Here is a 26,169-nt window from a genome sequence, read left to right on the forward strand (position 1 = left end):
AAGTTTCATTTTTTCAAACTAATGTAAAAGTAGGTATTATGTCCAGTCACTTATATAAATATGGTGATCACTATTTTTTACCTGGTTCACGTGACATAAAAAATGATTTAACGATAAATGATACCTTGACATTTCATAGAGTTGGTACAGAAAATTATGCCATTACTTTATTTTCTCAGCAAATGAGTGGTCGCACTAGTACACATACTACCTATAATATAGGCAATCCCTCAATAATATATAAGAAATATGATGCATTGTTAAGTCAAAGAGAAAGCGTAGAGTTAATGAATAAAATGGATAAAATCATTAAAACTTGTAATAAATAGGGTTAAATTACAGAAACGGAGTCTATAATATACTTTGTGTAAGTTGCAAAAGTAAGCAGTAAGAAGTACTGTAAGAAAACAACTTATAACAAGGTAAAATATGTCAGAAAAAATAAAAAAGAAGATACTAGAACTAAAAGATAATAATATAAGTAATAATTTAGTAGAAGAATTATTATCAAAAGCCGATCCATCTAAGTTGTTTGGCAAAGAAGGATTATTTCAACAACTAAAAAAGCAAATAGTTGAAAAAATATTAGAAAGTGAACTAGAGCATGAATTAGGTTATTCAAAGCATAGTAAAATGCCGAAAGTAGATAATAATCGTCGTAATGGTAGCTATGAAAAGACAATAATTGATGATGATGGTAGGAAGGTTACTCTGGAAGTACCAAGAGATCGAGAAGGAGAGTTTGTTCCCAAATTAATACCTAAAGGGCTGAGAAGATTCAGTGGATTTGACGATAAAGTTATCTCACTTTATGGTCGAGGAATGACAGTCAGTGAAATTCGAGGTCATTTGGAAGAAATATATCAAACTGAGGTTTCCGGTGATTTAATATCGACAATAACCGATGGAGTAATAGACGAAGTAACTAGGTGGCAAAATCGAGGTTTAGATAAGGTTTATCCAATATTATACTTAGACTGTATTCATGTTAAGTCTAGGGATAACCAGGTAGTGATAAATAAAGCAGTATATTTAGCGATTGCTGTTAATATAGAAGGAAAGAAGGAGTTGCTGGGTATTTGGGTAGGAAAAAATGAAGGTACTAAATTCTGGATGCAAGTAGTTACTGAGTTAAAAAATCGAGGAGTAGAACAAATTTATGTTGCTTGTGTTGATGGTCTAAAAGGTTTTCCGGAAGCGATAAGTAGCATATTTTCTGCGACTATAGTACAGTTATGTATAGTTCATATGGTTCGCAATTCAGTGAAGTATGTCTCATATAAGGATTTAAAGGAGGTGACCACAGATTTGAAGCAAATTTATACAGCAAATAATGAAGAAATGGCAAGTCTAAAACTTCAACAATTTAGTTCAAAATGGGACAAAAAATATCCAGTAATTTCTGATATTTGGCAACGTAATTGGTCTGGGATAATCCCATTTTTTGCTTTTCCTGAGGAAATAAGAAAGGTAATTTATACAACAAATACCATTGAATCTGTCAACCGTCAAATTAGAAAAATCATCAAAAATAAGGGGGTGTTTCCAGATGATAAATCAATTCAGAAAATAATATTTTTAGCTCTGCAAAATGCATCTAAAAAATGGACTATGCCCATAAAAGATTGGTCATTAGCTTTGAATCAATTTGAAATACTTTGTGGTGATTTTAAATATGATTTATTGGAATGTAAAAAATAGAACTTACACAAAATAAATGATTGACTCTCGGATTTCCTAAAGCATCAACAGTTGCATGAATTTTAGTTGATAAACCACCTTTACTACGACCTATTGCTTGGTCATCTACTATGACTTTTTTTTAGCTCCGGCACTATGTTGATGTACTCTAACAATCGTTGAATCAATCATACTATATTCATTATCTGCATCTTGTGCAAGTAGTTCAAAAACCTTCTTCCATACATCTTTTTGGCTCCAACGTGTATGTCTTGTATGAATTACTCTAAAATCTCCAAATCTTTCTGGTAAGTCTCTCCACGGTATACCAGCACGATATCTATATAATACAGCTTCTACGAATAATCTATTATCTTTGGCACTTGCTCCTACGTCTCCTTCTTTTCCAGGTAAAATATCCTTTATCCTTTCCCATTGATCATCTCTTAAAGCATATCTGCGCATTGGTCACCTTCTTATTTTTTTACCAATATCTAATTTGCCTCATCCTAATATTTATGTCAACTTAATTGATGACACGCCCTAGGTAAATGAAGTGTAATGTGTAAAATATACTTATAACTAAACTTAGAGTCTGGATTATCATTTATAACACACAATCTATTACTAAAACTTACAATGACATTACAAAAAAAATTATAATGTCAAATAATGTGAGCCAGATTGAATTTTAAAAGTCATTTAATTTGAGCCGGTTTTTACAACGAAAGCAAGCCAATGTCGTTTCGAAAGCGAGCCACTACAAATAGATTTATTTGCAAACCATCAATTTTCGCGATTATAGGCTTGTACAACACATGTATTTGTGTTTTATGTTTGAGTAAAAGTAAAAAATATATATCTTCTATAGACACCCTTAAAGTCCCTTTAAGAGCTATATTCGTATTTAAAAAGAAAACTAAAGATAATGGAATGGACCTACCCTATATACAGAATGAGAAGCAAATGCTAATCTTCTAGGATAGGAAATGAATCCTAAACAACAATAAGGAGGCCCATATGGAAGTTACCACAATTGGTATAGATATTGCAAAAAGAATTTTTCAAATTCACGGTGTAGATAAAAATGGTAAGACAATATTAAAGAAAAAATTAATGAGAGAGCAGGTTCTAACTTTTATGGCTAACGTACCAAAGTGCCTGATAGGCATAGAATCTTGCGGTGTTTCTAGCTATTGGACAGCTGAATTTTCAGCAACTGTTCCTTACGCACTTTGCTTGGCACACTGGTGGACGGACTTGTTAATATTGCAAAATTTATACCATATATTAGCTCCTTTGTAATTCATAATTTACTACCGTAATACCAGTATAACATACTTTCTTGTCTTCACTTGATGCGTATGATCAATTCAATAGAGATCACTAATTAGCTCATATCCGCTAAAGCATGTTCTGGATTAACCAATCCAGTTACTAATACATCACATTCACCAGAAATATTAATGTCAATATCAAACCAATTTTTTACTATCATGTTGTAATTAATATTTTGATCTGGATCTTGATTTTGTAATACATGTTTTTTATACTGCTCGATTAGGGTATTTTCTAATTTTAAAAATTTTTTAGCATCAGCAAGACTGCCCCTTATTCTTGTATCATATTTATGATTTAATTCATCTATATTTGCCACGTCTCTTTGCTGAAATATTGCATTAATATGTATACTAATTTCTCTACTTGCTTGCACAGCGTTTTGCATAGCAAGAGAAAATAAACTTAATATTACATCTTTAACAATCGCAGATTTTAATATTGAGGCTAATGAGTTAGTTGTATCTACAAATAGTAATGTTCCTCCTGCTTCTGCTGATAATCTTTGATAATTTGCACTGGCATTATGTATCTCATTAAGAGCATCTTTTGCTCTTTGTTCATCATGATATCTTAAGAAGGAATATATTTTTTCAGCCAATTCTAAACACATAGGAAATGTTAAAAAAGCTGAAGGATTTCTACTAGTTTCGCAAAAAAATAAACTTATTATCTGTGATAACTGTAAAGAAACAATACCATCAATATTCTTATTCTTCACAGTTAAAATCTCTTGAAGAGAAGCGTTATTTATTGAGTCAAAACAAGTAAAATCCATCGATGAGTATGACTGTAGAGACGGAATATAGGCAATATGGCATTTGCCTTTAGAAAAATAATGATTCTCAATATTTGAAGTAGCTATAGCCCCTAAACCAAAAGTATTAGAATATGTAACACAACTAATATTGTCACCTAATAACTCCATCTCCTTAAGAATAGATTTATCTACCCACCTTTTTGCAATTATTATATCAGAGATTTTTGGAACTCGAATTGAGAATGACCTATCAGCATTACCATGTAACCCACTGTAATCACTTACTCTAAAAACATTATGTTCATATCCAAGTTGAATATCTATTCTCTTATCACTAGTTTTTACACAATGCAGTCTCTTATGAACTTCATATGGTACAGAATACGTTCGTTGCGGAACATAATGATTGTAAACTACTCTACCTGTGTAATTTAAGCATGAATGGTCTTTTGTTGGGAACATTATTTAGTATTACTCATCTAAAAATAAAACATCTCCAGCTACTTTTGCCTCCAAGTATTCTTGGTATGCTAAAGCTATTGCAGGTCTTTCAAGATGCTCAACATCATATGCAGCAAGTAAGTATTCACTTGCTGGACCATATTTTTTGTGAATCTCTCTAATATCATCTAGCTTTCCTTCCAACATATTCTCAACCTGCCCTTTTGTTTGAGTATTTTTAATAGAATTCACTAAATAGTTTTTAACTTCCTCTGCTTTTTGTGCGTTCATAAGATAACCTTCTTAATTAATTTATATAACCTGAATAAAAGATTTCAGTTTTTAGCTTCATTTTGAGCATTAGCATACGTTATCATTTTAAAATTACTGTGTCAATATTTTCTTATAACGCTTAGGATATGATGAACAAATATTAGCATTACCATCAACGAACATTAAGATTACCTCTTGTAATATTTCTTGAACCATACACACTCATGACCTCTTTTTTATTTAATCACATTTATATCATAAATTACAAGCCCTACTATCTTTTTGTCAAAACTTGAGTTAAATGTATCATGACTTTTTTCAACAGAACCTGTAGAGTTTTACACATCATGGCTACATTTCTTTTCATGTTCAGCATAGTAGGTTAAACTATAATTCTTTTGGCTAACTGTGGGTTAAATTACAGAAACGGGGCAAAAGCGAACTAGGAGTCGGAATTGCTGTTAATTTCTTCTCTGTTATAGAAAAATATCCTGCAATAATTTATCTTACTCAAATGCTTTATCCCTGCAGGATGATCATGTTTTACGCATTTATATTTTGGTATATCTAATCGTGTAATAATAAGTAAATATTTTTCTCATTCATATAATCTACCATAGTTAAGTTGGTACTAGAGGCTTATACACTGGTTCTGTCGCATCTATAATTGAAGATTTGCTTGAAGCAACAAAACTGAGATTTTGGACGTTATGCAGCCATTAACATTTTAAAATTTTCGAAAGTAGAAAGATTGTCATTAGATCCGATTAATTGTCCTTTTTGAATTATGCGAATATTTTCAATACCGGTAATAGTAATTTTTGCTGAACGAAAGCTCTTAAAGCCTAGCATTGGCTTCGTTCGTTTCTTAATAAATCTATGATCCTGCTCAACAATATTATTGAGATATTTGACTTGTCGTACCTCAATTTGCTTATCTTTAGCAAGCTCTTTGTTGGCGGCTTTGAGAGCAGAAATATTACTACCGCTTTTATCGATAGTTACCTTCTCCGGATGACCGTTATATTTAAAAGCCTTACGGAAGAATGCTTTAGCAGCCACAGCATCTCTGTGTTTCCTAAGCAAAAACTCTATGGTATTACCTAGTAAATCAACGGCTCTATATAAATAGACCTAAGCACCGTTTATTTTGATATATGTTTCATCCATCCTCCAGCTATTACCCACAGGCTTTTTACGTTTCCTTATAGCCGTATCTATCAGCGGCACAAACTTTATTACCCATCTTTGCAGAGTAGCATGATCTATTTTAGCCCCTCTAATGCTAGCCATTTCTTCTAAATCTCGGTAGCTTAGAGAAAACCTACATTTCATATAGACAAAGAGCATTATTATCTCGGGAGATGAACAAAATCCTTTAAAGTACTTGAGTAATTTCGGAGAAATATAAAGCGGCATTCAAATATTTTTTAAGCCTTTATAGCAGCTTTAAAGATCACTGGCAATAGATGCGACAGAACCTAGAACAATTGGCTTATTATCTATCATGCAATATCCAGGTTAGGTAGAAGCAAAGGTGGTTTTAGTACTAAAATTCATGCCCTCGTTGACATTGGGTAACCCACTGAAGTTTACACTAACTGCTGGGCAAAGAAATGATATCACTCAGGCTGAAAATCTTACTAGGAGCATTAAATTCTTGTTGTCTTCATCTTATCCTTACCAACATATATGGGATAGTGTTATGAAAAAATTAGCTATAGAATAAGCTAATATGGTACTGTCCCCGGTACAATAAAAAATGGGGGTAAGGGAGGATTCTATCTTAAATCAGAAAAATTGCATATTTAGACATAATTTAAGTGAAAATTAACATATCCATGACCACTTATAAGCGATATTGCCATTTTATTTTTTTAAATACCACCCTCATGCAATATCCAGGTTAGGGTTCAGAGCAGAAATGCCCGATGACTCTAAATTAAGATTAGACAATATTCGTCTTATGGAACAAGGACGAAAGCGATGGCAAAAACATACCAACTACGGCAGGCGAGCCAAAGCAGAAAACGCTATCTACCGTTACAAATCAATTATAGGAAACAAATTAAAATCTAGAACTTTTTTAAACCAAAAAACCGAAAGTAAAGTAGCTGCTAATATTCTTAATATCATGACAAAACTCGGCATGCCGGATACCAAAAAATTTGCCTGATTTTTGACAAAAATTAAACAACACTTTCAAAATCTGATTCATGCAACAAAGCAATTAAAAAGAGGCACAAGTCCAGAGGATATTTGCTAATAGATAACGTTAATTGTTAAATTTAGTATACTAATCCTTTATATAGTAATAATTACTCTTAGCTACACGAAAAGCAATATACATCTGTTTTAACTTTCAAGAGTTGCTTTCCAAATGTTCTAATCCATTTGAGAATAATAACACTACTAAAATTTAAAATTCTACCTATAGGGGGCCATCGTTGGATCTATTACTTGACATAATCTATAAACAGGTATTATAATAGCTAAATATTCCATATATAGATAGCATTATGTCTGTAAAAAGGTTATTAAACCTAAGTTTACCTCAAGACCAATCAGCTTTCCTTTGGGGGGCAAGAAAAACTGGCAAAACAACATTTTTGCATCAAAGATTTCCAAATGCAATTTTTATTGATTTTTTACAAAGCGAAGTTTTTGCTAAATATTCATTGAATCCACACTATATTCGCTCAGAGATTCTTGCAATTCCAGAAGACAAAAGGAATGGTATGATTTTTGTCATCGATGAAGTGCAAAAAATACCTCAAGTACTTAATGAAATTCATTGGATGATAGAAAACATAAAGGGAATAAGTTTTATACTTTGTGGTTCTAGCTCAAGAAAACTAAAATCATCTGGAGCTAATTTGCTTGGAGGGAGAGCATGGAGATATCAAATGTTTCCTTTTTGTTACCCAGAACTTAAAGAATTAAATTGGAATAGGATTTTTAATAGAGGGTTAATACCAGAACATTATGGTTCCGAATTTGCCTTAAAATCACTGTCTGCTTATGTATATGACTATTTAATTAATGAAGTGCAATTAGAGGCAAACATTCGAAAACGTGAACCGTTTATTAGATTTTTGGATGTACTTACCTTAAGCCATACTGAGATGATTAATTTTACTAATATTGCTAGAGATTGCGGAGTTAATAAAGCAACAGTAAAAAGTTACTTCGAGATTTTAGAAGACATGTATATAGGATATTTTTTGCACCCTTATACCAAACGTAAAAACAGGCAAATTGTAACACAAATACCAAAATTTTATTTGTTTGATACTGGAGTTGCCAACTATTTATCTAAATATACTTTCAGTGGATTTCATACATCTGATTCTGGGAAAGCTTTTGAGCATTATATTTTTCTTGAACTCAAAGCATACCAAACCATGAGTGAAACTAGAGATGAGTTATTTTATTACCGAGATTCAGAAGGGCATGAAGTAGACTTTATATTCAGGGATCAAGCTTTTGAAGTTAAAACTAGACAAAATATAACATCCAAAGATATAAGGGGACTTCTTTTATTTGGGAAAGATTATAGAGCAAAACTTAATGTCATATGTACTGTTGATAAAAAAAGAATAGAAACTTTTGGAACCCAAAGTGTAACAATTTGGCCAGTACAAGAATTTCTTGAATCTTTATGGTCAAATAGCTTATTTTAACCAGAATGTCGGATAAGCAGAACCCATTACTGAGCTCTACTCTCCTAAGAACGCAGCGTACCAGTTTCCAAGTACTGCGCTCAAGCATCTATAAGGCCTTGGTAGACCCGGTTACTACTGTGTACAAGGGGTGATACTCTCTTATATTCCTCGCGTTTTTGAAAATATTCAAATGTTACAAAACGCGGACATTTTAGAATGTTATTGACAATGACAAAATAATTGCTTGCCTAAGAAGAAAACTTAGTGTATATTACCCCAGCAATTTAAAACCGTTTAATACGGTTTTAAATTATTAACACATTAAACTTGAGGTTTTACATGAATTTAACTAATTTTCTTATCTGGCTCTCTCCTCTATTAAATGGCTTTGTTGCATGAATCGGAATTTGGAGTAAATCGAGTTTTTGAATAAATAAAAAAAGCAGTGGAAATAGTAAAGTTAAGGAGTTAAGATATCCTCTTTTTTTAAGGTAAATATGCCGAACAAACACCAATATCCTTATCGTCATAAATTTGCCCGAGCTAAATACAAAATCAGTAATTCACGTGAGTACGATCAATCATTAAAAAATCGTGGTAGTCTAATAATTTGGTTTTCAGGGGAAGCGGTAGCAAAATGGAATAATCCCGTATCCGTACATAAGAAGGGCTTTGTTGCATGAATCAGATTTTGAAAGTGTTGTTTAATTTTTGTCAAAAATCAGGCAAATTTTTTGGTATCCGGCATGCCGAGTTTTGTCATGATATTAAGAATATTAGCAGCTACTTTACTTTCGGTTTTTTGGTTTAAAAAAGTTCTAGATTTTAATTTGTTTCCTATAATTGATTTGTAACGGTAGATAGCGTTTTCTGCTTTGGCTCGCCTGCCGTAGTTGGTATGTTTTTGCCATCGCTTTCGTCCTTGTTCCATAAGACGAATATTGTCTAATCTTAATTTAGAGTCATCGGGCATTTCTGCTCTGAACCCTAAGTTTGGCGGTACTACTGCTTTTATAGGAATTTCATTACCATGTTGATTCTGATGGGCGATTAATGCTTTGTATGTAGAGGGTTGGTCATATGCTCCGTCAGCTAGTACGGTATCTATTGGACTATCAATTTCCTCAAGTAATGTGCCTATCGTAGCACAATCACTAATATTGTGAGTCGTTAATTCAGAGCTTGCAATATATCCGTTTTCATCAACAGCGATATGAAGCTTTCTCCACGATTTCCTTGCTTTCAGTGCGTATTTTTCTTCCTGCCACTCCTGCTCGCCGTAAATCTTTATACCGGTACTATCGACGCAAAGCGTTACGGGATCACGATTTGCCCTACGGTGCCGTGACACTTTAAGTTTTTTTGTTCTTCTTGAAATAGTAGTATAATCAGGCGTTTTGAGCTCGAGATTCAGCAGTTTTATAATCGATTCTACAAAACCTTCGGTTTGCCGTAAATGCTGTTTGTATACTAATCCAAGCCTCACGCATGTCTCAATAGCAAGATCGGAATAGATCGCTTGACCGCCCCGCTTCTTATGTACGGATACGGGATTATTCCATTTTGCTACCGCTTCCCCTGAAAACCAAATTATTAGACTACCACGATTTTTTAATGATTGATCGTACTCACGTGAATTACTGATTTTGTATTTAGCTCGGGCAAATTTATGACGATAAGGATATTGGTGTTTGTTCGGCATATTTACCTTAAAAAAAGAGGATATCTTAACTCCTTAACTTTACTATTTCCACTGCTTTTTTTATTTATTCAAAAACTCGATTTACTCCAAATTCCGATTCATGCAACAAAGCCGATTGTAGTAATCTGCGTTGTAGATATCCACATTACAAATATATGAAAACTGTTTTACCTGAACGCTCCCTGATCATTCAAGAAAGACTTGATAGTATTGTCAAAGAAATTCTACATGTGTCAGAAAAAAAGGTTGCGATGATTATTATATTTGGCTCGTATGCCAGAGGCGATTGGGTACAAGATGAGTATAAAAAGGTCACATTACCTACAGCTATCAAAGTGATCTAGATATTATGTTAGTCATGAAGAAAGGTAAATATAAAGGTTTTGCTGGGTTATCAATAGAAGATAAAATAGAAAAAAGTTTGGAGAGAAAATCATTAAGAAGTCCTTTTGATCTATGGGTAACTTTAGTGATTGAATCAATCAAGACGGTAAATAGTCAGTTGGAGAAGGGGCATTATTTCTTTTCTGATATTAAAAAAGAAGGAATTCTTTTATATGATAGTGGTGAATTTCAGCTGGCAGAAGCTAAAAACTTACCCTGGGAAAAAAGAAGGCAAATAGCTGGAAAAGATTATGAGTACTGGTATACAAGTGGGAAAGAATTTTTTATAGATTGTAAATACCCATTGAAAAGAGGAAATTATGCTTTATCAGCTTTTTACCTTCACCAAGCTACTGAAAGTTTTTATAATGCTATATTATTAGTTTTTTCCGGTTATAAGCCAAAGTTACATGATATCAGAAAGTTAGGGAGTATAGCTGGAAATTACAATGAAGAATTATGGCAAATATTTCCTCATTCTAGCGTTGAGCAAAGGCAATGTTTTAGATTACTTGAACAGGGTTATATTGAAGCTCGCTATAACAAAGATTATAGAATAACTAAAGAACAGCTACTTTACCTTATTGATAGGGTTAAAAAATTAAAAACAGTGACGGAGAAAATTTGCTTGGAGAGAATTAATAAAGAGATAATTTAAGTTCCTTAAAATAGACAAAGTAAGTCTATAAATGCAATAACCTATAAGTTTAAGGTATTGGGACATGTAGTAGTTTCGTTGTTATGAATGATTATAACAATCTTTGCGATGTTGAATTATTAGGGTCTATCAGAAAAAGAAAAGCTTTTGTCTAAAAAATTACAAAAAAAATCATTAACTATGAGGTTTTTAAAAGATGGCAATTTTGAAACCACATTATTTAATTCTTGGGAAAATAAAAGAAAATCGGAGGCTTGCTGTCTGGCATGAAAAAGATGCTCTTTTCTTCCTCTCTTTTATCGTTCTTGCTGCTATTAAATTATATCTTTGTTAACAGTAGCAAATTATTTGAAATTATTGCTATGTTCTTTAATTACTTAATTTAATGTGTTTCACTATATATCTTATAACCAAAGTGTGAGGTACTTATGTATGTTTATTACGTATTTTTATATATAATCTATTTTGAAATTTACACACTTTTTCCACTGGATTTATGGTAGAATCATAATAGTCTAATAAAAGTATCTAAAAATACTGAAGCAAATGCTTGTACCAATTCAGCATCAAACCAATAATATTTACAACTAGCAAAGCTTAAAAGTATCTGAGAGCAGTTATGTTGCTAATTAGATAGTGATTTGGTATTACTTGTTTTTCGATCATTATGAAACAATTAAATTATTTAACCAACTAAAAAATTTGCACCTATTATGAAGTGGATTTTAGAAATGAAACAAGTGATTTATGTTAGATTGGTTTTCTCTAAATATATTTCTACAATTTTATGCCTTTTTTGTGCTAGGAGCCTGTCGGAGAATAGCGAATTTACCCTAATTAATGATCAATTTAATAAAACAAGCCATAGGAGGGTACGGTAAATTTTCTTATTTTTTAAGATATTTTCTATTTTCCGACAGATTCTTAGGCTCATAGTTACTTAAACTTAAATTATGAACTATCAAGATATTATTGCAGCATTAAGAAATGACCCTAATTTTGATGAAGTCAAAGTTAAGGAGGCACTTAATTTTGCCATAAAGCATTACAGAGATAATAATCACCAATTCATAGAAATAGCAAAAACCATTACCTCAGTATATTCTGATACCAGTTCTACTATTGCAGCATTACTGTTCTTTAGTTTTGCAAAAGCTAACTTAAAGGCATCTAAAATTCAACATTTTAATACTGAAATATCTAAGATATTTAATGCATTAACTAAGCTTTTTCAAATTCACAACACATATCGCCATAATACAATACAGGAGACTATCAAGTTATTATTATCATTAGAACCTAATATAGGAATAAGGATATTATTAATCAGATTTGCATATTTACTGAATCAAATAATATTTGACTCAAAAGTATCAGATATTGAATATTATTTAATTAGCAATGAAATAAGTAAGATATATGTACCATTATTTCAAGAAGTAACAATAGAGAACATTAAAACTGCATTACAAGATGATTGTTTAACAATATTACAGCCACAGTTACAAGAATTGATAGTCACTAGTTTAACAGAACAATATCCCAATCAACAACAGTTAGTTATTAGCACTATTAATACATTGCATGATATTTTATCTGTTGTAGACATAGCATATACCATATCTGGGAGAGTTAAATCTTGTTATTCTATTGCTAAGAAGATGGTACAGAAGTCTAGTAAAGTAACAGAATTATTTGACATTATTGGTATTAGAGTAATAGTAGAGGAAGAAGGTCAATGTTATAAAATATTGGATACTATTTATAATAATTATAAACATATTCCAAAACGATGTAAGGATTTTATTAAGTTTCCTAAGAAAAGTGGTTATCAATCATTACATACGGTAATAGTTAAAGATTCCCAGAAGATAGAAGTACAAATACGTACTAAAAGGATGCATCACATTGCACTATTTGGTAGTGCATCACATTTGCAATATAAAATGCCATCAATAAGAACTAACGCTACTCTACATAGTGTTTATGATCTATTAAATAAATATATATTAGATATATTAAACCCGTTTACTATCAACATCAGACAGAATGATGTTAGAATAGCTAATGAGTCAGTTGCTCTAAGATCAGAGGTGACATGGTTAATAACACAAGATATTGAGGTATCACAGTTGCATTACCGATTTTCCTACCAAGAACATGCTGCATATTATGTTGCTGAAGTTATAACAGTTAATACCATTGAAGTAAATCAATTATCTCGACAGTTAGTTAATATTGATGACAGGATAGATATAGATGCTGTTAGGACGTCACAAATTCAAGAACAATATTTAGCAAATATACGAACTAACTATCAAGCTCATAATCAACAATATGCTGAAATCTTACTTACCGATCTACCACTTGATAATATTATGGATAATAATTATAGGGTTAATCAGAGTGTCCAAAACGCTAAGAAATCAAATACCTTAGAGGTAATAAAGAATAATGCAACAATAATACCAGACCCATCAATAGAACTATTAGAAAAGCTATTGCCCCCAGAGCCATCTCAAGAGACAGTAACAGTAACCACCCACTATCAAGATATTGACTGGTATTCAGAGTTAATATCATTAGAATCTAAGACAAGCTGTATAAATGCACAGAATGATTGCAGTGTGCCAATAAGCATTGAAGAGTTTTTGCAAATTACTTCTGCTAGGGAGTTGGCAGGAGATACGGAACGTAAAATTACAACATACATAGATGTAGCTGAGGATTTATGCTCCGACTCAAAGACAAAATTGTCAGCAGCAATAGATTTACCAAAGATATCTATTAGACTTCCTGCAAAAGTTGCTTATGTGCAAGGATTTGAAAGAGACTATTCACCTCAAACTGCAGTGTACTCTAGTGTATGTGAGGATTCGAGTACCCCATTATTGTCCAAATTACCAGCAGAACTAGAGTCTTGCAGGGATTATATTAAATCAGATAACACGTCGAACTACATCAACACAGCTGTATTGTTTGGCGACCAAAATATTCATGATCTTAATAAAGACTCATGGAGCATTCCAATTAAAACAGTTGCCTCTGTACTACAAAAAGCTCCCATTACTATTGATCTTCGAGACAAGAAAATAAAGGATTTAGACATTGAAACACTTATTTCTCTACTGAAAGAGCATAATACACATTTAACTCTTAATACTAATATTCAATCTTATAAGATATTTGAGGCATTTATTTCTCTACTAAAAGATATTAATATTACACACCTTAATCTTGGATATAACGACATATATGACGAAGAATTTGAGATGCTTGCTTCTATACTCAAAGATACTAATATTACACACCTTAACCTTGAACGTAACTATATACGGGGTACAAAGATTGAGATATTTTCTAAACTTAGAGACACTAAAATTACGCACCTTAATCTACAAGGCAACCAAATAGCAGAAGATTGTGCTAAAACACTTATTTCCATATTAAAAGATACTCAAATTATAGATCTTAATCTATCATGTAATGATATAGGAGATACTATTATCCCAAGTATTGAAAATGATACACTTACTTTACCACAAGATACTAAAATTAAATATCTTGATCTTGGATATAACTATATGGGTGATGAAGAAATTAAGACGCTCGCCTCTATACTAAAAAACACTCAAATTATAGATCTTAATCTTGCAAACAACCATATAGGAGATTCAGGAGCGATAGAACTTGCTTCTGTATTAAAAGACACTAAAATTATAAAGCTTAATCTTGCAAACAACTATATAAGAAATTTAGGAGCGATAGAGTTAGCTTCTATATTAAAAGATACTAAAATTACAGAGCTTATTCTTGACGATAACCTTATAAAGGATACAGGAATTAAGAAACTTATTTCTATACAAAAAAATACTAAAATTATCATTACTTTTAAAGAACAGAAGAAAGAGACATATGATAGTGGATATAGTACGTATGAAGAGGATATAGAGGATGAAATGTATAATCTTCAAAACTTGGAAATAAAAGGTTCAGATATAGAGACACTTGTTCCTATACTAAAAGATAGTATTAGTACCCACATAGATATGAAACACAACTACATCAATGCATTCGTCGAACAGAAGCTTCATTCTGTTGAAGAATGTGAGTCTAGATTAAAAAGTACTAGAATTAGAATTAAATATCTTGATCTAGAAAATAATGCAGGAGATAGTTTTGATATTAGAGGTCTTACTTCTATACTCAAGTATATTGAAGTTGAACATCTTAATCTAGCATGCAACCGTATAGGAAATGACAATGGTATGATTCAACTTGCTAATATATTAAAGGATACTGAGGTTAAACATCTTGATCTTCAAAACAATTGCATAGATGATTTAGATATTGAGGCACTTGTTGCTATATTACCAAAAACTAATATTACACACTTAAATCTTAATGATAATGAAATAACAACTAAAGGAGCAAAAAGACTTATTAATACATTAAATAATACTAGGCTTACAAAGCTTGAGCTTAAGCATAACTATATAGAAGATAAAGATATAGTGACTGATCAAAAGTCAATAGATTGTCAAATTGATTTTGATGATCAAAATACTATTTATCCTGGGGATTTTTATCCTGGGAATTTTCCTAAACTACAAAATATTACATATCCGTTGCAAGACAGAATAAAAGATAACAGCTCCCCTGTATCTCAAGTAGTGGATAAAATTTGCTATTCACCGAATTATGATTATCAAAAAAGGTTAGTGGATGAAAAGAGTGAATTATTAGGAGAGATGAGTTGTAATCATCTATTTTTATTTTGAGTCTGCCATAACGATTGTGTGTGTACCAAGAAAAGGTGCAATGACTGTACTCAGAGACAGAAATACATGGTTAACAAAACTTGAACGTATAAAGTTGTTAGCATCACAAAATCAACAAATAAAGTTTAATAATCTTGGACATATTATTGATTTAGAGATGCTAGAAGAACAATATAAGGAACAGAGTGGTAAAAAAGCTGTAGGAATAGACGGTATTACCAAAGAAGAATATGGCAAGGAGTTAAGGGCAAACTTAAGTTCGCTACTAACCAAAATTCATTTGGGTAAGTACAATGCTAAACCAGCAAGAATTACCATGATTCCAAAAGAAGATGGAAGTAAGAGACCCTTGGTAATATCTTGTTTTGAGGATAAGTTAATCAAATCAGCAATAAGTAAGATATTAAACTCAGTGTTTGAGCCAATATTCTTAAAATGCTCATATGGATTTCGTCCAGGACTAAATGCCCATGACGCACTAAGGAAGCTAAATGAACTTACATACAGCTTTAATAAAGGTTATGTGTAAGCGTATGGTAAAGGTGGTCTTATAAAAGAAGGAAGATTGAAGTATTGTTCTGTAGTAGAAATAACAAAGGAATAATAGTATGAATAAGAGTAGGAGGGATATTACATCTGAACAAAAGAGGCAAATAATTTCAGAGTCATATGTGTCCGGGTGTGTTATATCACAAGTTGCTCAGTCTTATGGAATTTCAAAGGAGACATTATACGGATGGCGTAGTAGGGAAAGGAGAATAAGAGGTGAAGAGGCAGCAGTAAATAATTCAGGCAACAAATTCGTAGAATTATCAATACAGAAAACAACATTACAGGAGACAAAATGTATAATATTAAAAAAAGCTGAATTGACATTTAATGATTTTTCTTTATCAATTGAAGGTAATGTTAGTAGTAGTAAATTATTAGAGATAGTTAAAATATTGGATAGATCATGCTAGATATAGGGTATGATAGCAAGATATATCTTTGTACCGGATGTACTGACATGCGTAAGGGGATTAACGGTTTATCAATACTAGCACAATCAATATTGTCAGATCAATTTCACAAGAGTGCCTTATTTGTATTTAGGGGTAAAAAGGCTGACCGGATAAAAATATTGTGGTGGGACGGACAAGGTTTTTGTTTATATTACAAATGTCTTGACAGCGGTAAATTTATATGGCCTAAAGTTGACGAGAAGCAATCTGTTGGAATTACCAAAGCCCAGCTATCAATGTTGATAGAAGCTATTGACTGGCGAAATCCAAAATGGTTTAATAGACCTCAATATGCTGGATAAAAATTTGATGTAAAAGTATATATTATATATAACAGTTATGGTTTTTGATTTAAACAATTTACCTAGTGATATACCAGTGTTGCATAAGATGCTTGCGGCATTAAATAATAATATACAGTCACTAATTACAGAGAATCAATCATTAAGAGAACAGCTGGCATTAATAAAAGCAAAGCGTTATGGGAAATCATCAGAAAAGCTAGATAAACAAATAGAGGAGATAGAGCTTAAAATAGAAGAAAATGAGCTTATTTTAGGATTTAAAACTGAGCGAGATAATGTTAATTCTGATAAGAGTATAGCTACTGTCGATGATAGTAAGCAGAAGCCAAAACGACAAAAATTACCGGAGCATTTACCAAGAGAAGCTGTGGTATTAAAACCTGTTGATCAATGTAAGGTGGTCCCCTTTGTCTAGACAAAGGGGACCACCTTAAAATATAGAACATCATGCCTTTGAATTGTTTTTAAGTATTGAAGGAATAGAACACACCGTTACAAAAGCATATTCCCCTAAAACTAACGGGATATGTGAGAGGTTTCATAAAACCATGAAAAATGAGTTTTATGATACTGCAATGCGTAAAAAGATTTACAATTTACTTTTTAGGCTCTGTCCAAAAAACTGTGTAAAATTCCAAAATTAGGTCATTAAATTTTATTAATTCTATCCTCAAATTTAATCATCAAATGAGCCATAGCTTCGTTCCAATTTTGGATAGGCATAGTCCATTTTTTGGTCATATAGTCAATTGCCAAATATAAACTTTTAAACACAGCATTATCACTAGGAAAAACACGCTTATTATTTGTTACTTTACGCAATTGACTATTAACTTAACAGATTCAACTGAATTAGTGGTATAAATTACCTTTCTAATTGCCTCTGGATACCCTAGAAAAATCATTAAATTATTCCAGTTATTATACCAAGATTTGGCAATTTGTGGATATTGTTTATTCCATTTTTCTTCAAACGATACTAACGCCAAATGGGCTTGTTCTTCCGTTACTGCCGTATATATCGGCTTTAAATCACCAGCTAATTGCTTCCTATCTTTATACGATACATATTTTAAACTATTTCTAATCTGATGTACAATACATAATTGATGTTCAGTTTTTGGATAAACTGCTTCTATCGCCTCAGACATACCAGTAAGATTATCACTACAGGCAATCAGTATATCTTTTAGTCCTCTATTCTTCATCTCAGTAAAATTACCAAGCCAAAATTTTGCTCCCTCATTTTCACTAAGCCATAACCCCAATATATCTTTTCTACCAGATAAATCAATTCCTAACGCAACATATACTGCCTTGTTGATTATCCTTTTGTCTTGCCTGACTTTTACTACTAATACCAAATCACTATCTATTTAATAATATAGATGCTATAGTGTGTTATTTAAGATAGTATAGTGTTAAAGATGTCTAGAGGGTATAAGGTATTAGAAGTTAATGTAGAAGAAGTGAAACAATTAATGAATGAAGCAAAGACTAAAGAAGAATTTAGACGTTATCAATCAATCTATCTAAGAGTGAGTGAAAAAATGCCGACATCATTGATTGCTAAAGTTACAGGATTATCAGAAAGTCATGTTCACAGAACCCATAGTCAATGTCGGAAAAAAGGCTTAAAGGCACTATGTAGCAGGAAGAAAGGTGGGAGATACAGAAGTTATCTAACTCAAGAGCAAGAACGTGAGATGCTTAAAAAGATAGAACAGAATGCCGTTAATGGTGGGATAGTAGAAATTAGCAAGGTGCATAAGATTTTTGAGGAAACGGTTGGTAGTAAAATAGCACGTTACACAGCTTATAGGCTGCTTCATAGGCATGGGTGGCGTAAAATTGCACCAAGACCATACCATCCTAAACAAAAGAAGGATGCGGTAGAAACTTTTAAAAAAAGTGGCCTGATATGGTTAAAGAAGCAAGAGTATCAGCAGCAACTGAAGGCAAGGAATTAAAGATATTCTTCCAAGATGAGGCACGTTTTGGTCGTATAGATTCATTAATACCAATTTAGCATCAAACCAATAATATTACTAGTATAACTTAAAAGGATATCGAGCAGTTATATTGTTAATTAGATGGTGGTTTGGTATAAGGCGTTGCTGGGTTCCGGCTGGAATCAGGCCTTTACTTAAGAAACAAATTATTCGTGAATATACTTATACTTATGGGGCAATTTGTCCATTTGACGGTGCTAGTTGTTTCCTTATTTTGCCTTTAATGAACCAAGATTGGATGATGTTAATGCTACAAGAAATGGCAAAGCGTTATAAGGATAATTTTCTTTTAGTAGTATGCGATGGAGCTGCTGCACATAAACTCGATAAAGAATTATTACCTAATAATATTAAACTAGCTTACTTGCCACCATATAGCCCACAATTAAACCCACAAGAAAATATATGGGATGATATGAGGGAAAAATTCTTTTATAACCTAGCTTTTGATTCAATGAATGCTATAGAAAATCAACTAATCACAGCATGTAATTATTATGAAAATAATCCTGCAATTGTCAAATCTATATGTGCTTGGAATTGGATAGTATCTTGTTAATTAGATAGTGATTTGGTATAAGCAATCAAAAAATACTATCGGATATATCTCTTCTAATGGTCTACTTTGCCAAGCTTTTACATCATCCATTACATCATCGGTAACCTGACTGATTAAACTCTCACTTACTTCAACATTGTACAATTCTTGTAATTGAATCTTAATATCAGATACACTCATACCTTTAGCATATAATGATAGTACTTTGTCATTAAAACCATCAAAACGTTTCTGTCTTTTCGGTAGTATTGCTGGCTCAAAGGTACAATGCCTATCTCTTGGTACTTCTATCTCAACAACCCCATGTTCGGAGATTAGTTTCTTGCTAGTGATACCATTACGAGCATTATCATTATCTGCACGACTGTATTTATCATAGCCTAAATGATTATTCATTTCTGACTGTAGTGCCTTCTCTATTAAGCGTTTGGTCAATTCTTTTAATAAACCTCCTTCTTTTATTATCGTGCTTACATCTGTATTATTATCTATTAATAAATCTACTGCTTGATTTATTGATTCACTAGTTTTTTTATTCATGTAATTTCCTTTTTTGTTATATTTTTATATATAACCTATTTTGAAATTTACACAGTTTTTTGGACAGAGCCACTTTTTAAATTGCAAAAAGATCTTGATACCTGGTTACGTTATTATAATAACGAACGTCCTCATTCTGGTAAGTATTGTTATGGTAAAACGCCTATGCAAACCTTTAAAGATAGTAAAAAATTAGCGTTTGAAAAAAATAATGAGATATTGTATCTTGAACACTTATCTGACAGTCAAAATTTATCTGACAATCTAATAAGTTAATTTATGGTGTCTGTAAGATCAAATCTTGACTTCTACAATTTAAATAACTTATAGCAGTTACTATCATCCTATAAACAAATTGAGTTCTCATGCAACATTGCACAAAGATTGTTTAGTTACCAGTTCAACAAACTGGTAATGTAGTGTTTTGGCAATGTCTTTAATAACATATCCATATTTATTATTAATCCAATCCCTCAGAAAGTTAGTAGGAGCAATTAAAGTCAGCTTTTGTGTGATAGCATCTTCCTCTGCTCTGAGTTTAGAAAACCAAGCTTTATCAATATGTTCACCAAAATTAGCAATTAACTTTTTTCTTATTTTGTACCAAACAGAATTTTGATCTAATTCTGTTAAAAAGATTTCATCTGATAATCTTGATGAACCTAATTTTGTATAAGTAGCTGGTAATTGATGGTAAACAATTTTAACATAACCATAAACTGCAACAATAGATTTTTCTAAATTTTGCTGTTGATGGTTAGTTAAAATCAAATCTCTTGGTAATTTGACAGTACAAGTATTAGCTAAAGTAATACGTGCAAATTGTCCATCAGATAAAGCTTGCAATGATAATTCAGACAATTCTCTAGTTAGAATCTTATCATTGATATCATCATTTTCACTCATCACTAAACCAGATTTTATTTGGTTATTTTCAGTAAAATTAATACTTAATTGATCATCATATTTATCAATATGGTCAACATCATGCTTTGAATCTAAACTTAATGAACTATCAACAAAAAAAGTAAAATAATCTGCAATGTGGTCAAATTGAGTTATGTTGTTTTCTTCAGATAATTCAAGATTTTGGTAAGCATCATTTTTTATTTCTAATTCTTGACTAATTTCTTGATCGTTGGTTGCATGATAATCAAATTCTCCTTCTGTAAGTATTTGATAAGCTAGTTTTGTCTCAAACATACCAGCTATTTTTTTTCTTAATTGTGAGCTATAGCTGGTATCCATGCTATACTCTACTTCGCTTAAGTATTTTTCTTTTTGTCGCATCTCTACAGATTCAGGATTTGAAACATTGGCAGTAAATCTAAAAGTTTCATGATTAACCATCGGTGCTTGGTGTTTCTCATAACGAAAAGCTTTGCTCATATAAGCAATCATATGATTTGTACTGGCAAATGTTTTATTAGGATCACGAATATAGAGCTTTAGTAACAACTGGTTGGCAAAGTTGCTACTAAACTCCCTGCTAGATAATTTGTTTACTGAGGCAAGTGTTATAGTCATTGCTATAATAGCAAAACCAATTTCCTTAGATGCCAGAGTGGCAGATTCCATAGCAGAATGCCCCATCTCATTGTATCTAAAAATATTTTCCAACATTACTATTGCATCATCTACCACCAAACCAATAGCCAATATCATTGCTAAAAGGGTAAATATGTTAATAGAAAACCCTAAATAATACATGAAAATAAATGTACCAATCAACGATACAGGAATAGTTACAAGTGGTATCAAAGTGATTTTTGCTGATGCCAGGAATAAATATACTACTATTATAACTAAAATTAATGCTTCAAAGATCGTGAAGAATACTGATTTGACTGAGGCATTAACTGGAATTGACGCATCATAAGCTATATCAATTGTTATATTTTTAGGTAGATTATTTTTAATTTTATCTAGTGACGACCTAACTTCTTTAGATAAATCAAGAAAGTTTGCCTTTGATTGTTTTTTTACTGTAAGTGCTACCGAGCTTTTGCCGTTATATCTAAAAGTTACATCATCTTCTAGAGAAGCTAAATATATTTTAGCAATATCTTGTAACCTTAATATACTAGTATCGTTCACTTTTAATATAATTTGTTCAAACTGTTCCGGTTTACTTAAAGAACCATCTAATCTTATATCAAAATCACGACTGGCGGTTTTAATAGTTCCCGCCGGATAAGAAATAGTTTGTTTTTTTATAGCATTTTCAATTTCCAACACCGACATTTTATGCTGATATAATTTTACCGGATCTGGCTCTATCCGCATAGAATAATCTTTACCATGTACTTTAACTTCACCTATTGTTTCAAGCTTATCTAAAACGCTTTTCACACTCTCTTGAACAATTTTAGTTAATTGTAAATCACTATATACATCACTACTAACAGTTAAGATCAAATCAACAAACTTATTTCCATCTTGCTTACTAACACGAGGTGCTTGCATATCTTTTGGCAATATACGACTTATCGCAGCAATTTTAGACCGAACATCGTTTAAGGATACTTCGATATTAGCCGATGATAAAAATGTTAAAAAGATATAGCTACTACCTGTCGCACTTTGGGAAGTGATAGAATCAAGATTTTTTATAGTTTTTAGAACTTTTTCAATACGAGTGGTAATTTCTTTTTCCATATAAAGAGCATCCGCCCCAGGATAATCTGCATGTACTGTTATTACAGGAAAAGAGATATCGGGAATCCCCCTAATTTGCAGTTTAGTAAAAAATACAGCTCCTAAAATAACAATTACTAGGCTCAGAACTGTTGCAAATACTGGACGCTTGATGCATATTTCACTTAAATACATATAAACAAATCTTATTCAATACCAATTGTTAATTTTTTCTCAAGAATTTTGGCTAAGTTACTAATAATTATTACCATAACATAATAACAAAGCCCTGCTATTAACAAAGGCGTAAAATAAGTATAATGTTCCTGTGATACTAGCTGAGCTCTCCGCATTAAATCCATTCCACCGATCATTGATATAATCGATGATTCTTTGATGAGGTTAATAAGCTCATTAACCAGTGAAGGTAAAATATTTCTTATAGCTTGCGGTAAGATGATATCTTTGATCATTAATCTTTCAGGTATGCCTAACGCCTTAGCCGCTTCAATCTGCCCCTTGTCAACAGCATTCATTCCAGCTCTAATTATTTCCGAAACATACGCCCCTGAATTTAATGAGAAAGCTATGGTACCTGCAGCGAATACTCCAAGCTTAATACCAATTACCCCAGGCAAACCAAAATAAATTATGCTAAGTTGGATAAGTAGTGGTGTACCACGAAAAATTGATGTATAAAAATTAGCAAATAACCTTAAGGCATGACTTTTGCTTACCTTACAAATTGCTAGTAAAGTACCGATAATCAATCCAAATAACACTGAAACTAAGCTATATTTCAGTGTTACTACCATCCCTTCTATAATATATAATATAGAAGAGAAATCAAGTAATTGCTCAAACATCTAATATTTCCAACTGTCGGTACAACTAATCCATTCCTTAGTATTACCTATCCGTTCATCTGCTAATTTATAGTCAATTGATGAGAAGTTGGTGACGTCGTCACTCGTCGCTCGTCTATTACTTATAGACGTCGCTCCATCGCTCCTGCTACCCAATTCTCTTGAATTGACTATAGCTAATATTTTCTCATCTAAAGACACTAATAATCGTTTAGCTACCACAAGATCACTCCAATTTATTTATTATTATTATTTAATTGTACCACATTTGTAACTCGATAATCAAATTTTTTGCAGAGTTTTGTCAATTTGTTTTATTTATCATTATAAATTCATTTGCTATAATGTAAACTTTATAATAATTTAAAATTAGTGAAAAATTTTAAATTAAGCTATAGAGATTACGATGAGTAAAAGATTAAACGAAAAAAATACAATTCTTTGTATTTCAGGTGGTGGAGTAATACCAAATCACTATCTAATTAACAAGATACTATCCAATTCCAAGCACATATAGATTTGACAATTGCAGGATTATTTTCATAATAATTACATGCTGTGATTAGTTGATTTTCTATAGCATTCATTGAATCAAAAGCTAGGTTATAAAAGAATTTTTCCCTCATATCATCCCATATATTTTCTTGTGGGTTTAATTGTGGGCTATATGGTGGCAAGTAAGCTAGTTTAATATTATTAGGTAATAATTCTTTATCGAGTTTATGTGCAGCAGCTCCATCGCATACTACTAAAAGAAAATTATCCTTATAACGCTTTGCCATTTCTTGTAGCATTAACATCATCCAATCTTGGTTCATTAAAGGCAAAATAAGGAAACAACTAGCACCGTCAAATGGACAAACTGCCCCATAAGTATAAGTATATTCACGAATAATTTGTTTCTTAAGTAAAGGCCTGATTCCAGCCGGAACCCAGCAACGCCTTAATGAATCTATACGACCAAAACGTGCCTCATCTTGGAAGAATATCTTTAATTCCTTGCCTTCAGTTGCTGCTGATACTCTTGCTTCTTTAACCATATCAGGCCACTTTTTTTAAAAGTTTCTACCGCATCCTTCTTTTGTTTAGGATGGTATGGTCTTGGTGCAATTTTACGCCACCCATGCCTATGAAGCAGCCTATAAGCTGTGTAACGTGCTATTTTACTACCAACCGTTTCCTCAAAAATCTTATGCACCTTGCTAATTTCTACTATCCCACCATTAACGGCATTCTGTTCTATCTTTTTAAGCATCTCACGTTCTTGCTCTTGAGTTAGATAACTTCTGTATCTCCCACCTTTCTTCCTGCTACATAGTGCCTTTAAGCCTTTTTTCCGACATTGACTATGGGTTCTGTGAACATGACTTTCTGATAATCCTGTAACTTTAGCAATCAATGATGTCGGCATTTTTTCACTCACTCTTAGATAGATTGATTGATAACGTCTAAATTCTTCTTTAGTCTTTGCTTCATTCATTAATTGTTTCACTTCTTCTACATTAACTTCTAATACCTTATACCCTCTAGACATCTTAATTAACACTATACTATCTTAAATAACACACTATAGCATCTATATTATTAAATAGATAGTGATTTGGTATAAAAGGAATAGCTGCATTAGTTATCCTTGCAAAAATAGAAGAGATTACAGGGCTACCTATATCTAAATTATTTAACATTATTTCTGGTACTAGCGTTGGTGGGTTAATTGCTGCGTTGTTAACGCTCCCTAAAGAACAAGGGTCGAAAGAGCCTCGTTATTCAGCCAAAGAAGCGTTAGAATTATTTGAGAATAGTGCTGCTGAAATCTTCCCTAAAAGTTGCTTTAACTGTGGAATAATAAAACACAAATATAGCCCCGAACCTTTGGAAGAAATGTTGGAAAAACATTTAGGGGACAATAGATTAATCGATACTCTCTGTCGTCTTATTATACCAGTTGCTGATTTGAACGAGGGAAGAGATAGTATCAAGGTCTTTGATAGCAAGGATAAGCATAGCACACATGTTAGAACAAAGTATGTACTTCTTGCAACTACTGCAGCACCGACCTATTTTCCAGTAGTTGCTAATAGTGAAGCTGTACGCGATTATGACTACGCTGCTGGCACGCCTTATGCTTTGGCTGATGGTGGTCTTGGGGCTAATCGCCCAGCTGCTATAGTGCTACAGATACTTAAAGAAGGTCATACTTATCATGAACAAGCAGATATTTTACAGCGTACCACAATTTGTTCTATCAATTTTGTTGTAGATGACAAGGTAAAAGCTCAGATACCGTCAGCTAATTTTGATGGAGTATTAGGGTGGTTGCTTAATGGCTTAGTTGATATGATTATGAAAAATGATGAAGAAGGTGATGCAACTGAGGTTAGGTTAGATTTAACAGGTGAAGGGCAAAATACAGAAATAATGCTGCCTATTACCAAAGAATGTAAAAATTTAGATGATGCTAGTGAAAGTAATATAACAAAATTAAAGCTAATCGCTGAACAATATTTATACCAAATCACTATCTATTTAATAATATAGATGCTATAGTGTGTTATTTAAGATAG

24 protein-coding genes and 8 pseudogenes are annotated in these 26,169 nt (G+C 32.2%); 19 read left to right on the plus strand and 13 right to left on the minus strand.

Going from position 1 to position 26,169, the window contains the following annotated elements:
• The first annotated feature begins 38 nt into the window (after positions 1–38).
• Positions 39–329 carry a hypothetical protein gene (locus ACQH1V_RS01895; protein ID WP_425360632.1) on the plus strand — a complete coding sequence of 97 codons (291 nt, stop codon included), beginning with the start codon at positions 39–41 and terminating at the stop codon, positions 327–329.
• 100 nt (positions 330–429) lie between these two features.
• Positions 430–1,701: an IS256 family transposase gene (locus ACQH1V_RS01900; protein ID WP_425360633.1), complete on the plus strand. Its 1,272-nt coding sequence runs from the start codon at positions 430–432 to the stop codon at positions 1,699–1,701.
• Between the two features lie 28 nt (positions 1,702–1,729).
• Here the strand turns inward: ACQH1V_RS01900 and ACQH1V_RS01905 are convergent.
• Positions 1,730–2,145 (minus strand): annotated as a pseudogene (locus ACQH1V_RS01905) (IS5 family transposase); the annotation flags it as partial.
• A gap of 555 nt (positions 2,146–2,700) precedes the next feature.
• Between ACQH1V_RS01905 and ACQH1V_RS01910 the strand changes: the two are divergent.
• Positions 2,701–2,985: a hypothetical protein gene (locus tag ACQH1V_RS01910; RefSeq protein WP_425360634.1), complete on the plus strand. Its 285-nt coding sequence runs from the start codon at positions 2,701–2,703 to the stop codon at positions 2,983–2,985.
• 85 nt (positions 2,986–3,070) lie between these two features.
• On the opposite strand, the gene ACQH1V_RS01915 is transcribed toward ACQH1V_RS01910, so the two are convergent.
• The 3 genes and pseudogenes from ACQH1V_RS01915 to ACQH1V_RS01925 all read right to left on the minus strand — a co-directional run bounded on the left by ACQH1V_RS01915 (position 3,071) and on the right by ACQH1V_RS01925 (position 5,911).
• Positions 3,071–4,240, minus strand: a complete 1,170-nt coding sequence (locus tag ACQH1V_RS01915; RefSeq protein WP_425360635.1) for a hypothetical protein — start codon at positions 4,238–4,240, stop codon at positions 3,071–3,073.
• Positions 4,241–4,249: 9 nt separating this feature from the next.
• The gene (locus ACQH1V_RS01920; RefSeq protein ID WP_425360636.1) at positions 4,250–4,510 is read right to left on the minus strand and encodes a hypothetical protein; all 261 of its coding nucleotides are present in this window, start codon (positions 4,508–4,510) and stop codon (positions 4,250–4,252) included.
• 690 nt (positions 4,511–5,200) lie between these two features.
• Positions 5,201–5,911, minus strand: a pseudogene (locus ACQH1V_RS01925) (IS6 family transposase).
• Positions 5,912–6,013: 102 nt separating this feature from the next.
• On the opposite strand from ACQH1V_RS01925, the pseudogene ACQH1V_RS01930 reads away from it, so the two are divergent.
• From ACQH1V_RS01930 to ACQH1V_RS01945, 4 genes and pseudogenes are all read left to right on the plus strand, one after another.
• Positions 6,014–6,140 (plus strand): annotated as a pseudogene (locus ACQH1V_RS01930) (IS5/IS1182 family transposase); the annotation flags it as partial.
• 276 nt (positions 6,141–6,416) lie between these two features.
• The gene (locus ACQH1V_RS01935) at positions 6,417–6,668 is read left to right on the plus strand and encodes a hypothetical protein (RefSeq protein ID WP_425360637.1); all 252 of its coding nucleotides are present in this window, start codon (positions 6,417–6,419) and stop codon (positions 6,666–6,668) included.
• A gap of 343 nt (positions 6,669–7,011) precedes the next feature.
• A complete protein-coding gene (locus tag ACQH1V_RS01940) occupies positions 7,012–8,175 on the plus strand; it encodes an ATP-binding protein (RefSeq protein WP_425360638.1) in 1,164 nt (387 codons plus the stop codon).
• A 479-nt stretch (positions 8,176–8,654) separates the two neighbouring features.
• Positions 8,655–8,840, plus strand: a complete 186-nt coding sequence (locus tag ACQH1V_RS01945) for a hypothetical protein (RefSeq protein WP_425360639.1) — start codon at positions 8,655–8,657, stop codon at positions 8,838–8,840.
• A 38-nt stretch (positions 8,841–8,878) separates the two neighbouring features.
• On the opposite strand, the gene ACQH1V_RS01950 is transcribed toward ACQH1V_RS01945, so the two are convergent.
• Positions 8,879–9,859, minus strand: a complete 981-nt coding sequence (locus ACQH1V_RS01950) for an IS5 family transposase (RefSeq protein ID WP_094649552.1) — start codon at positions 9,857–9,859, stop codon at positions 8,879–8,881.
• Positions 9,860–10,014: 155 nt separating this feature from the next.
• Here ACQH1V_RS01950 and ACQH1V_RS01955 point away from each other — a divergent pair, with 155 nt between their 5' ends.
• The 8 genes and pseudogenes from ACQH1V_RS01955 to ACQH1V_RS01990 all read left to right on the plus strand — a co-directional run.
• Positions 10,015–10,203 carry a hypothetical protein gene (locus ACQH1V_RS01955; protein ID WP_425360640.1) on the plus strand — a complete coding sequence of 63 codons (189 nt, stop codon included), beginning with the start codon at positions 10,015–10,017 and terminating at the stop codon, positions 10,201–10,203.
• Between the two features lie 5 nt (positions 10,204–10,208).
• Positions 10,209–10,901, plus strand: a complete 693-nt coding sequence (locus ACQH1V_RS01960) for a HEPN domain-containing protein (protein WP_425360641.1) — start codon at positions 10,209–10,211, stop codon at positions 10,899–10,901.
• Between the two features lie 953 nt (positions 10,902–11,854).
• Complete coding sequence (locus ACQH1V_RS01965; protein WP_425360642.1) at positions 11,855–15,682, plus strand: hypothetical protein; 3,828 nt, start codon at positions 11,855–11,857, stop codon at positions 15,680–15,682.
• A gap of 40 nt (positions 15,683–15,722) precedes the next feature.
• Positions 15,723–16,211: a hypothetical protein gene (locus ACQH1V_RS01970; protein ID WP_425360643.1), complete on the plus strand. Its 489-nt coding sequence runs from the start codon at positions 15,723–15,725 to the stop codon at positions 16,209–16,211.
• Positions 16,212–16,290: 79 nt separating this feature from the next.
• The gene (locus tag ACQH1V_RS01975) at positions 16,291–16,644 is read left to right on the plus strand and encodes a transposase (protein ID WP_250311719.1); all 354 of its coding nucleotides are present in this window, start codon (positions 16,291–16,293) and stop codon (positions 16,642–16,644) included.
• The gene (gene tnpB / locus ACQH1V_RS01980; RefSeq protein WP_250311006.1) at positions 16,638–16,988 is read left to right on the plus strand and encodes an IS66 family insertion sequence element accessory protein TnpB; all 351 of its coding nucleotides are present in this window, start codon (positions 16,638–16,640) and stop codon (positions 16,986–16,988) included. Before ACQH1V_RS01975 ends, tnpB begins: the two co-directional genes overlap by 7 nt.
• 37 nt (positions 16,989–17,025) lie before the next feature.
• On the plus strand, positions 17,026–17,406 hold the full coding sequence (locus tag ACQH1V_RS01985; RefSeq protein ID WP_425360644.1) for a transposase domain-containing protein: 381 nt from the start codon (positions 17,026–17,028) through the stop codon (positions 17,404–17,406).
• 22 nt (positions 17,407–17,428) lie between these two features.
• A pseudogene (locus tag ACQH1V_RS01990) lies at positions 17,429–17,593 on the plus strand (integrase core domain-containing protein); the annotation flags it as partial.
• Between the two features lie 46 nt (positions 17,594–17,639).
• Here the strand turns inward: ACQH1V_RS01990 and ACQH1V_RS01995 are convergent.
• Positions 17,640–18,349: pseudogene (locus ACQH1V_RS01995) on the minus strand (IS256 family transposase); the annotation flags it as partial.
• 69 nt (positions 18,350–18,418) lie between these two features.
• Here ACQH1V_RS01995 and ACQH1V_RS02000 point away from each other — a divergent pair.
• Both ACQH1V_RS02000 and ACQH1V_RS02005 read left to right on the plus strand, forming a co-directional pair.
• Complete coding sequence (locus ACQH1V_RS02000) at positions 18,419–18,961, plus strand: helix-turn-helix domain-containing protein (protein ID WP_425360100.1); 543 nt, start codon at positions 18,419–18,421, stop codon at positions 18,959–18,961.
• A 112-nt stretch (positions 18,962–19,073) separates the two neighbouring features.
• On the plus strand, positions 19,074–19,562 hold the full coding sequence (locus ACQH1V_RS02005) for a transposase (RefSeq protein WP_425360605.1): 489 nt from the start codon (positions 19,074–19,076) through the stop codon (positions 19,560–19,562).
• Positions 19,563–19,580: 18 nt separating this feature from the next.
• On the opposite strand, the pseudogene ACQH1V_RS02010 reads toward ACQH1V_RS02005, so the two are convergent.
• A pseudogene (locus ACQH1V_RS02010) lies at positions 19,581–20,102 on the minus strand (transposase); the annotation flags it as partial.
• Positions 20,103–20,183: 81 nt separating this feature from the next.
• On the opposite strand from ACQH1V_RS02010, the pseudogene ACQH1V_RS02015 reads away from it, so the two are divergent.
• Positions 20,184–20,378, plus strand: a pseudogene (locus ACQH1V_RS02015) (IS481 family transposase); the annotation flags it as partial.
• A 207-nt stretch (positions 20,379–20,585) separates the two neighbouring features.
• Here ACQH1V_RS02015 and ACQH1V_RS02020 read toward each other — a convergent pair.
• The 6 genes and pseudogenes from ACQH1V_RS02020 to ACQH1V_RS02045 form a co-directional block, all read right to left on the minus strand.
• Positions 20,586–22,934: pseudogene (locus ACQH1V_RS02020) on the minus strand (efflux RND transporter permease subunit); the annotation flags it as partial.
• An 11-nt stretch (positions 22,935–22,945) separates the two neighbouring features.
• Positions 22,946–23,605 carry an amino acid ABC transporter permease gene (locus ACQH1V_RS02025; RefSeq protein WP_425360645.1) on the minus strand — a complete coding sequence of 220 codons (660 nt, stop codon included), beginning with the start codon at positions 23,603–23,605 and terminating at the stop codon, positions 22,946–22,948.
• On the minus strand, positions 23,606–23,827 hold the full coding sequence (locus ACQH1V_RS02030; RefSeq protein ID WP_425360646.1) for a palindromic element RPE2 domain-containing protein: 222 nt from the start codon (positions 23,825–23,827) through the stop codon (positions 23,606–23,608).
• A gap of 260 nt (positions 23,828–24,087) precedes the next feature.
• Positions 24,088–24,645, minus strand: a complete 558-nt coding sequence (locus ACQH1V_RS02035; RefSeq protein WP_425360524.1) for an IS630 family transposase — start codon at positions 24,643–24,645, stop codon at positions 24,088–24,090.
• Positions 24,597–25,139 (minus strand): helix-turn-helix domain-containing protein, encoded by a 543-nt coding sequence (locus ACQH1V_RS02040; RefSeq protein ID WP_425360100.1) that lies wholly within the window; start codon positions 25,137–25,139, stop codon positions 24,597–24,599. The genes ACQH1V_RS02035 and ACQH1V_RS02040 overlap by 49 nt, the downstream gene beginning before the upstream one ends.
• A 16-nt stretch (positions 25,140–25,155) precedes the next feature.
• Positions 25,156–25,290, minus strand: coding sequence for a hypothetical protein (locus tag ACQH1V_RS02045; protein ID WP_425360647.1), 135 nt, complete (start codon positions 25,288–25,290; stop codon positions 25,156–25,158).
• Between ACQH1V_RS02045 and ACQH1V_RS02050 the strand changes: the two genes are divergently transcribed.
• Positions 25,256–26,143 (plus strand): patatin-like phospholipase family protein, encoded by an 888-nt coding sequence (locus ACQH1V_RS02050; protein ID WP_425360860.1) that lies wholly within the window; start codon positions 25,256–25,258, stop codon positions 26,141–26,143. The two genes, ACQH1V_RS02045 and ACQH1V_RS02050, sit on opposite strands and share 35 nt — an antisense overlap.
• Positions 26,144–26,169 lie beyond the last annotated feature (26 nt).

Source organism: Candidatus Tisiphia endosymbiont of Ceraclea dissimilis (assembly GCF_964030735.1).
Lineage (GTDB): Bacteria > Pseudomonadota > Alphaproteobacteria > Rickettsiales > Rickettsiaceae > Tisiphia.